The organism is Nocardia sp. NPDC003999 (assembly GCF_053604885.1).
Genome location: NZ_JBSGIB010000005.1, coordinates 385,589 through 397,457 on the forward strand (window position 1 = coordinate 385,589; position 11,869 = coordinate 397,457).

The 11,869-nt window shown below is 69.1% G+C and carries 13 protein-coding genes; 4 read left to right on the forward strand and 9 right to left on the reverse strand.

Annotated features, from left to right (window positions below; all coding sequences use genetic code 11):
- Positions 1-25 precede the first annotated feature (25 nt).
- On the forward strand, positions 26-613 hold the full coding sequence (locus tag ACWESM_RS14715; RefSeq protein WP_356965285.1) for an NADPH-dependent FMN reductase: 588 nt from the start codon (positions 26-28) through the stop codon (positions 611-613).
- Between the two features lie 137 nt (positions 614-750).
- A complete protein-coding gene (locus tag ACWESM_RS14720) occupies positions 751-1,302 on the forward strand; it encodes a dihydrofolate reductase family protein (RefSeq protein WP_452492142.1) in 552 nt (183 codons plus the stop codon).
- A gap of 64 nt (positions 1,303-1,366) precedes the next feature.
- Here ACWESM_RS14720 and ACWESM_RS14725 read toward each other — a convergent pair whose 3' ends face one another.
- The 8 genes from ACWESM_RS14725 to ACWESM_RS14760 all read right to left on the reverse strand — a co-directional run bounded on the left by ACWESM_RS14725 (position 1,367) and on the right by ACWESM_RS14760 (position 8,919).
- Positions 1,367-1,609 (reverse strand): hypothetical protein, encoded by a 243-nt coding sequence (locus ACWESM_RS14725; RefSeq protein ID WP_355080471.1) that lies wholly within the window; start codon positions 1,607-1,609, stop codon positions 1,367-1,369.
- A gap of 300 nt (positions 1,610-1,909) precedes the next feature.
- Entirely contained in the window at positions 1,910-2,890 is a 981-nt protein-coding gene (locus ACWESM_RS14730; RefSeq protein WP_412806381.1) for a DUF5996 family protein, read from the reverse strand.
- 217 nt (positions 2,891-3,107) lie between these two features.
- Positions 3,108-3,302, reverse strand: a complete 195-nt coding sequence (locus tag ACWESM_RS14735; protein WP_355080467.1) for a hypothetical protein — start codon at positions 3,300-3,302, stop codon at positions 3,108-3,110.
- Positions 3,303-3,551: 249 nt separating this feature from the next.
- Positions 3,552-4,679 carry a TIGR03364 family FAD-dependent oxidoreductase gene (locus ACWESM_RS14740; protein WP_397279780.1) on the reverse strand — a complete coding sequence of 376 codons (1,128 nt, stop codon included), beginning with the start codon at positions 4,677-4,679 and terminating at the stop codon, positions 3,552-3,554.
- A gap of 466 nt (positions 4,680-5,145) precedes the next feature.
- Entirely contained in the window at positions 5,146-5,781 is a 636-nt protein-coding gene (lipB, locus tag ACWESM_RS14745) for a lipoyl(octanoyl) transferase LipB (protein WP_364433386.1), read from the reverse strand.
- Between the two features lie 72 nt (positions 5,782-5,853).
- Positions 5,854-6,849 (reverse strand): sigma-70 family RNA polymerase sigma factor, encoded by a 996-nt coding sequence (locus ACWESM_RS14750; protein WP_452492145.1) that lies wholly within the window; start codon positions 6,847-6,849, stop codon positions 5,854-5,856.
- A 9-nt stretch (positions 6,850-6,858) separates the two neighbouring features.
- A complete protein-coding gene (locus ACWESM_RS14755) occupies positions 6,859-8,265 on the reverse strand; it encodes an MFS transporter (RefSeq protein ID WP_452492147.1) in 1,407 nt (468 codons plus the stop codon).
- A gap of 201 nt (positions 8,266-8,466) precedes the next feature.
- A complete protein-coding gene (locus tag ACWESM_RS14760; protein ID WP_355080459.1) occupies positions 8,467-8,919 on the reverse strand; it encodes a hypothetical protein in 453 nt (150 codons plus the stop codon).
- A 151-nt stretch (positions 8,920-9,070) separates the two neighbouring features.
- On the opposite strand from ACWESM_RS14760, the gene ACWESM_RS14765 reads away from it, so the two are divergent.
- Together ACWESM_RS14765 and ACWESM_RS14770 are read left to right on the forward strand one after the other, a co-directional pair.
- Positions 9,071-9,589, forward strand: coding sequence for a MarR family winged helix-turn-helix transcriptional regulator (locus tag ACWESM_RS14765; protein ID WP_364433376.1), 519 nt, complete (start codon positions 9,071-9,073; stop codon positions 9,587-9,589).
- A 2-nt stretch (positions 9,590-9,591) separates the two neighbouring features.
- The gene (locus tag ACWESM_RS14770) at positions 9,592-10,443 is read left to right on the forward strand and encodes an EamA family transporter (RefSeq protein ID WP_452492149.1); all 852 of its coding nucleotides are present in this window, start codon (positions 9,592-9,594) and stop codon (positions 10,441-10,443) included.
- Between the two features lie 89 nt (positions 10,444-10,532).
- Here ACWESM_RS14770 and ACWESM_RS14775 read toward each other — a convergent pair whose 3' ends face one another.
- Positions 10,533-11,819, reverse strand: a complete 1,287-nt coding sequence (locus ACWESM_RS14775) for a PucR family transcriptional regulator (RefSeq protein ID WP_452492151.1) — start codon at positions 11,817-11,819, stop codon at positions 10,533-10,535.
- Positions 11,820-11,869: the final 50 nt, after the last annotated feature.

The following is an 11,869-nucleotide window of genomic DNA, read 5'->3' on the forward strand; positions in this document are numbered from 1 at the left end:
ATGCGCCACCGGTGCGTGACGTGCGATGAGGGGACCCCGCCGGGTACGGGTGGCGCTGATCGTGGGCAGCACCCGCACAGGTCGCTTCGGCCCCACGGTGGCGGAGTGGTTCGCCGGGCGGCTGGGCCGCCGCCGCGATATCGACGTGGACCGGATCGATCTCGCGGAGACCGGGTTGCCCGATCGATTACCCGATCCCGACGAGCCGCTACCGCCCGCCGTCCGCGCGCTCGGCGAACGGCTGGCCGCCGCGGACGCGTTCGTCCTGGTCACTCCGGAGTACAACCGGAGCTTTCCGGCCGCGGTGAAGAATGCCGTCGACTGGTTCGACGCGGAGTGGGCCGGCAAACCGGTGACTGTGGTGGGATACGGCGGCGACGCCGACGGCGGTCACGCCGCCGCCCAGTTGCGTCCCGTCTTCGGCGAACTGAACGCGGTCCCCATCCGCCGCACGGTCACCGTGACCAAGGTCTGGCAGCGCTTCGCGAGCGACGGCAGCTGGCCGCGCCGCGACGCGGAACTCGACGAGGCCGTCGACGCCACGCTGGACCAGCTCATGTGGTGGGCCCGCGCCTTGCGCCAGGCGCGGGCCGAAACGCCGTTCGTGCGGTAGAAAGCAACCTCGAACACCGGTTCGCCCGAAACGACGGACCGACCGTAAACAAACCGTAAGGCGCGGCCAGCAGAGTCGTTGTCGACAGCGGCACCGGGCCGCACCCGGCGACCGCCGCACCCGATGAAAGGAAAAACATGGGAACCATCGCAGTCCACGAGTTCATCGCCCTCGACGGCGTGTACGAGGATCCGTCCTGGACCTTCGAGTACGGGTTCGACCCGAAGATGGGGGAGACCCTCGCGGCGATCACCTCGGCGTCCAAGGCGATCCTGTTGGGCCGCACCACTTTCGAGATGTTCGCACCGGCCTGGTCGACCCGCACCGTCGAGGACGACCCGGGGGCGCCGTTCTTCAACGACACGACGAAATACGTCGTCGGTGCGCGCGAGCCGCAGGTGGAGTGGGCCAACAGCACCCGCGTCGGCGCCTACGACCCGGAGGTCATCCGCAAGCTGAAGGACGAGATCGACGGCGTCATCTACATCAGCGGCAGCGGCACACTGGTGCGGGCGTTGCTCGCCGACGGCTTGATCGATGATCTGCACCTGTTCGTCTACCCGATCGCACTCGGGAAGGGCAAGCGCTTGTGGAGCGACGGCGTCGACGCGACCAAGCTCGCGCTCAAAGAGCACGAGGTCTACGCCAATGGCGTCGTCCACCTGTCCTACGGTCCGGCCGAGGGCTGATCGCACGCGGACGGGCGGCCCGTTCGGGCCGCCCGGGCGATCCGGCTCGCCGCCGGTATGGGTATCAACGCCCTCCGGTGCAGTAGCCCTCTGGGGTGTACTGGCACGGGCGCTCGTTGCGTCCTTGGTATCCGCCGTGGTTGCTGCTCCGGGCGCGCTCGCCCACTCCGGAACCGCGCTTGTCGGCGGGGTTGTGGGAGTACCGGTCGGCTGTGGTGGTCACCGTGGATTCGGGCGAAGCGACTGCCGCCGCCATGACGACCGCTCCGCCGATCAGCGCCGAGGCCACCACTCGACGCACTGTCACGCGCTTGCTGGTGTTGTGCATTAGTTCATCCCGTCGATTAACGTGCCGTCATATAACGATACATTCATCGGTGATTCACTGGATAGCGCGTTCCCAATGGTGGGAAGCTATGTGTCGCGAAACGGCTGTGAACTGCGGCTTTGATCAAGTTGTCCTCGCGGTCGAGGAAATCTCTACCCTGACCAACGTGCCGTTGTACGGGTCACTCAACGGTAGATCCATGCTGTCCTCGCGGACCGTAGAAGGCGGGCGTCACGCCCTCGCCCCGAAGGAATCGGCGACGGGCGGCGCCATGCCGGATCACTCGCCCGGCGGCCGTGGCGTGCCCATCTCGTGCGCTCGGCGCTTGTGCTTCCAGCGGTGCGGGTCGGCTTCCAGGGCGGCGCGGTCCCAGTGGCCCAGATCGGCGGCGGCCTCGTAGGTCGTCTCGAGGAATTCGAGCAGCGCGCGTTCCGGGGTGGGGGCGGTGCGAACGGCCTCGTACGGCAGGAGGAACTGGCCGTTCTCCCGGCTGTAGAAGGCTTCTCGCGGGCCGACCGGGTGTTCGGCGAATCCCGCGGGCTCCGGGTACGCGTAGGCGTAGAAGGCGCCCTCCGACCCGCCGCCAGGCCAGAAGCCGCAACTGCTCAGTTCGTGTGAGTAACCCTCGATCATGACCCAGTCGCCACAGTTCGGCGCGCCACCCGGGTGTCGCGGAGCCGCCCGCCCTGAGAAACGGGTGCACGCCAAGTCCATCGCGCCCCAGAAGAAGTGCACCGGACTCACTTTCCCGATGAAGCGCGCGCGGAACTCGTGCATGACCCGGTCGGCGGCCAGCAGTTGCCGCCAGAACAAGGTGGCGGCCGCGGCGTCGTAGGAGCGATGTTCGTAGTCGTCGGCGAACGGGATGGCGAGTTCGACCTCGTTGGGCTTGGCCTCGATTCGCACCGGAATCCCGAGTTCCTCTAGCGCCGCGACGGTTTCGGCGTAGAAAACGGCTACCGGTTTGGGTTCCAGCGCGACCTGCCTGCTACGGCCGTCGCTGGACCGGATGTGCAGTCGATGATCGAGGAAATCGAATTCGATGTCGAAGCATCCCGCCGGGTGCGGAATGGCGGAGGTGGTCAGCCCTCTCGGGCTGACGTAGAAGGTGACCTGCCACCAATGGTTGACCAGCGGGGTGTGTGAGAGCCTGATCTTGCCGATGATCTGCGTCCACATGTGCAGCGTCTCCCGTGTGGGAGTCCAGTCATCGACGCGCAACACCGGCCACGGCTCGGGCGCGGTTTCTGAGCCTGTCACTGCCGCACCTCCGTCGTCTCGGGATTCTCGGTGCCAGTGCCGCACGCGGACGCCTGCGAAGGCGCAGCGCAGCGCCCACCGTACCCGGTGCGCCTACGTCGTGAAGCAGAACATGCCAAACGGTTGGCAACTGTTTGGCAACATCGCGGGCTGTGGCGGCAGCTCGGACCGATCGGCTCGGCGGACCAGAAGGAACGGGTCGCGGCGGGGCGAAGCGTCAAGATCGCCGGGGCCACCTGTCGTGCGGCGATGGCATGCCCGCCAACGGCAGCGCTGCGCTCCGATCGGTCGCCCGGGCTTTCCGGCGGGGATTCGGATCCCACACCATCGCCGCGGCCGCACCGCCGAGCAGAACCACGACGATGGCAACGATCACCACCCACAGCAGTACCACCGCTATTTCTCCAGTCATCCCCGTCCGCTCCATATGGCGCGTTATCCCCAGGCGGACAATTACTTTCGTGATTGCGAGCATTCTTCACACGTCGCGTGCGCCTGCGCGAATCGACGCGCGGATTTCGTGGTGTGCCAGCACCCGGGCACACGGAATTTGGGATACGTCTGGTAACGCATAATGGCGCGACCGGACGCGCCCTCCCGCACCGCTCACCGCGGCGCGGCCCGGCCTCGAAACCGTCCCAGCAGAACCAGAATCCGTTCCTCAGAGTTCCAGTAGGTCGGCGGTTTCCTCGCCGAGGACGGGGCCGAGGGTCATGCCGCGACCGCCGGGTCCGGTGATCACCCAGACATGGCGTTCGGCTCGTACGCGGGTGACCGCGGCGCGGGGATCGGCGCTCTGGCTGTACACGCCTGCCCAGCGACGCACCACGGGTGGCAGTCTGCGGCCCAGCAACTCCTCGGTCACCGACGTCAGGTGCTCGTAAGGAGCGTCGTCCAGGTCGAATGCGAACGGCTCGGTGTACTCGTGGGTGTCGCCGATGGTCAATCCGCCGTCCAGGCGCTGGACGCACAGCAGTTGCATCGCATGCTCTGCGGCGGTCGCGGTCTGCGATTGTTCCCGGTTCAGCGCGTCGACCTCGGGACCGGCGAAGCCGGGGTGGTAGCGGAAAGTGTCGCCGTCGGCGACGGCCGTGGGAAGCGGCTCACCCAGCGGAGCGGTTTGCATCATCTGTAGCCGGACCCGCCGCACGGGCAGCGCTCCGGCCAGTTCCCTGGCCAGGCCCGTGTGCGCGGCGCCGGGGCAGACGAGCGCGAGGTCGGCATCGAAGAAACGATTACGGTCGTCGCGCACCCGCACGCCGGAACCGGTGTCGGCGACTTCCCTGGCTTCCGTGCCGGAATGAAAGGTGTAGCGCCCGCTCGCGGTGAGATAGGCGCGCAACGCCGGCAGCGCCTGGCGCGACTCTACGGCCGCGTCGGTCGAACAATGCAGTCCGGCAAGGAATTTGCCCCGCAGAGCGGGATTGACGGCGCGGACGCGTTCGGGGTCGAGCAAGGCGAAGCCACGTGCCTCGGCTCCGGGGCCGGCCGCCGCGGCCTCGGCGACGGCCAATTCCTCCGGGGCGCGCACCAAGGTGAGCGAGCCCGAGGGCCGGAAACCGACGCCGGGCACTTTCCCGCCGATCTCCTCCCACAGCCTCCGCGCACGCAGAGCGAGATCCAGTTCCGCGGCCGACCGGCCCGACACCCAGACCAGGCCGAAGTTGCGCACGGTCGCACCGCGCGCTTCGAGTTCCCGTTCCAGCTGCACGACCTCGTGCCCGCGGCGGATCGCGGCCATGGCGTGTGCGGTGCCGAGGATGCCGCCCCCGATGATCGCCAATCGCATGGACCGAGGATGGCAAATGGTCTGGACCGATCGGTGTGGTCCGCGCGAACGTGAGGTTAACCACCGCGAGCCCGTCGAGCGCGTCCGGTCGCTCGCCCGTGGTGACGGGATCGCCTTCGAGGCCCGCCTCGCCAACTGATCGGCATGCGCCGATCCTGGTCGTAATCGTCTGTGTCGGGGCTACTTTCGTTGCGGCGTTCGGCGGTCCGCCTGCGCCGGGTCCGGTGTGCGGATGGATGCGGGTAGCTCTCTGTCGATCCGGTCGCGTCGCCGTTTCGTGACTCCCCAACGGAGTTCGTGGTTCTGGAACAAATCCGGCAGCATCTCGGCTGCAGGCCGCGCGCAGCTGGGTAGCCTGCGCGGCGGACTGGCGGAGCGCCGCTCCGCGGTGGCGCGGCTGTCGACCACGAGCGCGACCAGCCGTCGAGGTCGCCGCCGCGAGCGGCGGATCGTTCGCGGGCGGAGTTCAGCTCGCCTCGAAAGCGGTGGCGACCATGGAGCGCACCTGCTCCATGGTGGCCGCGCCGGATTCCCTGGCCACGGAGGACATATCGACGTCGGGGAGCCCGCACGCGACGGCCCAGTGCCATGGCTCGAGGTCGCCGTTCACATTGAGGGCGAAGCCGTGACTGGTGATCCCTCGGCTCTGGCGCATGCCGATGGAGACGATCTTGCGGCCGGTGTGCCGGGTCCACACGCCGGTGAGCAGTTCGGAGCCGGGCGGAGTGTCGCGGCGTTCGGCGGGCACGCCCAACCGGCCGAGTGCCTCGATCAGGCGGAACTCGACCTCGCGGATGTAGTCCACCACCCCTTCGCCGGAATCGAGCCGGACGATGAGATAGCCGACCAGCTGGCCGGGACCGTGATAGGTGAGCTGGCCCCCGCGGGTGGTCTGCACGACCGGGATGTCGTGTGCCGGGTCCGGCAGGTGCTCCTGCGGCGTCTTCCGCCCGATGGTGTAGACCGGCGGATGGCTCAGCAGCCACAGGGTGTCCGGCCGCGCGCCGCTGTGGCGTTCTTCGACCAGCTCTCCCATGCGTTCCATGGCCTTGTCGTAGTCGACGAGGTCGTCCTGGATCAAAGTCAACGGCCGGGCTCGCATGCTCCGACGATAGCGCTCCCCGCCGCACCGGGAATTCGACCCCATCGCCTGTGCAGTCGTCCGCACCGAGCATCACTCCGGTATGGAGTTCTCGTTCGGCCGTCGAAGCACCGTCGGCAACCCGAACGGCCGGAACAATTCGTCGCCGAGGAAGACAGTGATGCGTTCTATGGCGGTATCCGTGGTGCCGAGAACGTGGATGGAGTGCGCGCGGTGGGTCCCGTCCGCGTCGCGCAGGTAATAGGCGACGGCGGGCTGGGTGTTGGCGGCTGTCGGCACGGCGCGCCAGGTGGCGCCGTCCCGGGCCGCCTTGGCCGCGAAGAAACCCACTACGTGGGCGCGGCCCGCGAACCACAACAGGGCGGGCGGCATTTCGAGCACCACGTCGTCGCGCAGCAGCTTGCTCAACTCGTCCATATCGCCGTTGCCGAAAGCGGTGACGTAGCGGTCGATCATCGCGCGCTCACCGGGGCTCAACGACTCGGACGTCCGATCGATCATGGGGGTGGCCTTCTCGAGCTGGGCGCGGGCGCGTTGCAGCGCGCTGTTGACCGCGGCGGGGGAGGTGCCGAGCAGGTCGGCGACCTCTGCGGCAGACCAGGCGAGCACGTCGCGCAGGATGAGCACCGCGCGCTGGCGGGCGGGCAGATATTGCAGCGCGGCGATGAAGGCCAGGCGGATGCCGCTGCGCGCGGCCACCACGGTCGCCGGATCATCGGCCGAGCCGCCGAGCAGCGCGTCGGGAATCGGTTCCAGCCAGGACACTTCGGGATGCCGGGCCGGCCGGGTCCGGAGAGTGGCGGCCGGTCCGTTCAGATCGGTGGGCAAGGCCCGCCTGCCACGCTGTTCGAGCGCGGTCAGGCAGGCATTGGTGGCGATCCGGTACAGCCAGGTGCGCAGCGAAGCCCGCTGCTCGTCGAACCGGTCGGCGGCACGCCAGGCCCGCACCAAGGTCTCCTGCACCAGGTCCTCGGCGTCGTGGACGGACCCGAGCATGCGGTAGCAGTGCGCGAGCAACTCCGGCCGGTAGGCCATCGTCTCGGCCGTGAAGTCGGCGCCGATCGTCATGGCCGCAACCTACCGAGCCGCGACCGGCTGCGCGTCGGAGCGTGCCGCGACGGGCGCGCCCGCGGGTAGCAGCAGCCCGAGCGCGGCGCCGATCAGCGCCAGCAGCGCCGCCGTGCCGATCGCCGCGGCGAATCCGGTACTGAACGCAGCGGTGGATCCGAGTCCACCGAATGTCGCGAAAACCGCTGCGGGCAAGGCGATCCCGAACGTGCTGCCGAGCTGGCGCAAGGTGTTGAACGTGCCCGACGCCGCACCGACCGCCGCTAAGGGCACCGAACGCAGCACGGCGCTCTGGGCGGCGGGAATGGCCATCGAGACGCCGACACCGCAGAGCGCGAACGGCGCGATCATGGCCGGGTAGGACAACTGCGGCCCGGCCGTCAGCGCGAGCCAGCCGTAGCCCGCGGCCTGCATCAGCAGTCCCACGACCACCAGCGGCCGTTCCCCGAAGCGGTTGACCTGCTTGCCCGCCACGGGAGCGACGAGGAACAAGGTGATCGTCCAGGGCGCCAGCCGCACTCCCGCGCCGAGCGGGCCGTGGTGCTGGACCGTCTGCAGGAACTGTGCGAAGAAGAACGCCCCGCTGAAGATCGATCCGAACAGCAGGAAGCCCACCGCGTTGCCGACCGAGAAGCCGCGCGCGGCGAACAGCCGCATCGGGATCAGCGGGGTCGCGGTGCGCAGCTCCCAGCGTACGAACGCGACCAGCGCGATCGCCGCGAGCAGGAACGCGGCAACGACTTCGCCGCTGCCCCAGCCCGCTTCGTCGCCGCGCAGCAGGCCCCACACCGAGCCCAGCGCGGCGGCGCAGGCCAGCCCGATGCCCAGGCGATCGAGTCCGCGTGCCTCGCCACGGCTCTCCGGCAGCCGGGTCAGCATCAGCGGCACGAGCAAGGCGGCGATCGGCAGGTTCAGCCAGAAGATCCACTGCCAGGTCGAGCCCTCCACCACCGCGCCACCGAGGAGCGGGCCGCCGAGCGTGGCCAGGCCGGTCACCGCCGCGAAAAGCCCGAGCGCGCGGGTGCGCTGCGCGGGCGGGAAGGCGGCCGACAGCAGCGCCATACCGACCGGCATGACGGCCGCCGAGCCGGCACCTTGCACCGCCCGGGCGGCGACCAGCCAGCCCAGGTTCGGCGCCGAGGCGCACGCGGCCGAGGCCGCCGAGAACAGCAGCACCCCCGCGACCAGTACGCGGCGCCGTCCATATCGCTCGCCGAGCGCCGCGCCCGCCATCAGCAGTACCGCGAAGCTCAAGGTGTAGGCGTTGACGGTCCACTCCAGTTCGGCCAGCGAGGCGCGCAGGTCGAGCTGGATCGCATGCAGGGCGGTGGTGACGACCAGCGCGTCCAGCATGATCATCAACGCGGCCACCGATGTCAGCGCGAGTACCCAGCGCTGTCCCGTGGTCGTTCTCATGGGCGAAAGTCCTCCTCCGATGGGTTCGCCGGTACATACCGGCGCCGCCGCCCCGATTCATCGCAGGTTCGGAGAAAACTTTGTTTCGTGCCGATCGCGGACGTACGAGCGGCCGGCAGGAGCCCCGCTTCGGAAGCGTCGTCCGGAGTTGCCGCCCCGGGTTCCACCGGGCTCGGCGGCGCCCGCGTCCGCCCCGGCCGACTAGGACGTGGCGAGGCGACCGGCGCGCCGACGTCGCACGGCAAGCGGCAACACCAGCATGTAGAGGCCGGAGAACAGCAGCAGAGCGAGCGGCAGCAGCGGCAGGTAGGACACCCAGACGATCGGTTCCTCCTGCGCCAAGGCGACGAAAGTGGCGAGAACGGTCGCGACGAAGCCGATACCCGACCAGCGATGCAGCTGCCGGACCCGCGGTGCGGGCACGACCCGCCGCGGCGAGGTGTTCCCGGCCGCCCGGCCGCGCCGCTCGGCGGACCACGACAGTCCGAATACGCCGAGACCGGAGAAGAGAAGCAAGGCGAGCGGTGGCAGAGGCACGTAGGAGACCCACACGGGCCCCTTCAGCGCCAAGGCGACGACCGTGACGACGACGGTCGCCGTGAATATGACGGCCAGCCACCGGTGCGTCTGCCTTATCCGTCTGTCCCAGTTCATGAGTCCTCCTCTGCGTGTGAACGGCTCGCGTCCCAACGCTAACGGCAGCGCGCTGACCAGCGCTTCTCGATTCCTGATCGTCTCACTCCGCACACCGCGCGGCCGGGTGAAGGGTTGACAGCGACCCGTCGGCGGATGTTATGCATGAGTCATGCATGATGCTCGCCTGGAGAACCTGCTCGGAGCAGCGGCGCTTGCGATCAACGACGTGATGCTCGCCGACGTGCACGGCGCCGGTGCGGTGAGCGGCAGTAGCGCGGCCGCCTTGGTGACGCTCATGGAATCGCCGGGCATCAGCGTCACCGACCTGGGCAAACGGGTCAGGCTGACGCAATCCGCGGCCGTTCGCATGGTCGATTCGCTCGCGGCCGCCGGACTGGTCGGCCGCTCTCCCGGCGCCGGACGGCTGGTCAGCGTGAACCTGACGCCGTCCGGCCGGGACACCGCGGACCGAATCCTCGCCGCCCGCGCCCGGTCGTTGGCCGAGCTGGTATCCGCACTCGACGACGCGGAGCGCGAAGCCATGACGAGCCTGCTTGCGAAACTGCTGGCCCGGCTGTACGGGGAGATCGGCGATTCGAATGTGCTGTGCAGATTGTGCGACCGCGCGGGCTGTACGCGATCCGCGGTGTGTCCGGTGGGACAGGCCGAGCGCGACCGGAAGGCCTGATCATGGGGACGCTTCTGGCGCTGATGTCCGCGTTGAGCTATGGCCTGTCGGATTTCTGGGGTGGAACCGCGTCCCGCCGAGTCGGATTCGCACGCGTGGCGCTGCTCGGCCAACTCGGCGGGCTCGCCGTCACCGCGCTCGCAGGCCTGCTGGTATTTCCCGCCGGGCCCCATCCCGCCGATCTCGGCTGGGGAGCGCTGTCCGGAGTGGGCACCGGTATCGCGATGACCTTCCTGTTCCGCGGAATCAGCCGCGGCGCGATGTCCGTGGTCGTACCGATCAGCGCCGTGGGCGGCGCCGCACTGCCGGTTCTGCTCGGAACCGCTCTGCTCGGTGAGCGTCCGGCGGCGTCGGTATGGGCGGGTATCGCGATGGCTGTGCCCGCGCTCTGGCTCGTCGCGGGCGGTGCGACCGGCGCCGGTCCGAATGCCAGGGCCGCTGTCGGCGACGGGCTGATCGCCGGTGTCGGCATCGCCGTGCAATACCTCGCACTGGCTCGCGCCGCCCCGGCCTCCGGTATTTGGCCGGTGACCGCGGGCCGGGCGGTGGCCGTCGTTCTCGTCGCTGCGTTCGCATGGACGCTGGCATCCGGATCCTCGGATACCGCGCCAGGCCCTGGACATCGGGCCGATCTCACAGCCGTGTTCTCCGGCATCCTCGCTGCCGCCGCGCTCGTGTCCTATCTCTTCGCCACGCGGACCGAGTACCTGGCCGTGGCGGTCGTGTTGTCCTCGCTCTACCCGATCGTCCCCGTGGTACTCGGCGTGACCGCGCTGCGGGAGCGATTGCACAGCAGCCAGATCATCGGGTTGGTCGCCGCCTCGGCCGCCAGCATTGTCATCGCCACATCGTGACGACGGACTCGCAACCTGGCTCTACGCCGTGCGCGGTCCCGTGGAGCTGTCCCGCATAGCGCCGCGCCGCTGAGTTCCGGGCAGCCGGGTCACGCCGTACCGGGTCGCAGTATCGCCGGTCCGTACCAGTGACAGACGAGCAGTGCGAGCTCGACGTCCAGCCGGTCTTCGGCGATGGGCTTGCCCCGTCGCGAAACCGCCCGGCCCACCCGGTATTTCACCGAGTTCGAGTGGAGGTCGAGCTCCGCGGCGGCTGCCTTGTAGCTCGATCCGGTGCGCAGGAAGACCTGGAGCGTGTCGCGCAGCCGCGCGTCGTTGTCGGTGTCGGAGGCCAGGTCGCCCAGCACGTCGCCGACCCATTCCCGGACTTCCGCGATGCTCTCACCGAGCAGGGCCGCGACCGACAATCCGGGGTCTTCGGCCGCGACCACCCGGTGTTCGGCGTCCGCCCCCGCCAGCGCTACGGTGCGTGCGTCCTGAGCCAGGCGATGAGATCGGCGGAACCCGGACAGGCCCGGGACCATCGTGCCGATCGCCACGTTCGGGGCGTCGCGTTGCGCGGCCGCGAATGCACGGATATCGGCGACGGCATCGGGTCGCGCCGAACGGTAGGGCAGCCACGCCCAGCCGCTCAGCTGATCGTCGGCGACGAAGAGGGGCTGCCCGGAGGTTCCCGTGGTCTCGGCCGACCCACGAACGAACCGTTGCAGCTCGGCCAGTTCGTCACCGTGGGCTTCCGTGTCGGGATACCAGACGATGAGCGCCAGGTGATGCCAACGCAGGGGATAACGGATCTGCTCGGTGGCGCTGTCGACGTCGACGGACTCCTTCCCCTTCAGTAGCTCGCGCACACAGAGCGCTCGCACACTGTTGCGGGTGTCCAACCACTGCTCCCGCTCTCCTTCATAGACCGCGACGACCTCCCGGATCACCTGGTCGAGGTAGGTGAAGAGCCGGGTGGCGATGGCCCGGCCGACGACGAATCGATCGACCGGCCCGACGTCGGCGGCCTGCAACTCGGCGAAGATCAGTTCGGTCGCCCGCCGTTGTCCGATGTGATAGGCGCGCACCAGGGCGTTGAGCGGGACGTCGCGCTGCGCCAGACGCTTCGTGTACTCCGTGCCCGCCGACGGCAGGTGGATGCGGGTGGCGGGGATGTCGTGACGCAGCGCGTACAGCAGGGTGTCGACGTTTCCCTGCACACTGGCCCCGAGCAGTTCGACGGTGTGGACATCCGCGCGCAGCTCGGGTATCTCTTCCTCGAGCGCGCTGTGGATGCTCGCGCTGATGTCCGTCACCCGCTCGTTCATGCGGGCGGCGATCGTCGCGATACAACGGTCGACCTCGGCTTCATCGTTGCGACGAGAACTCGTCACGAGCCGATCGTATTACCTCGCCGTGCGCGCGGCGGCGGATCTCGCCGGTC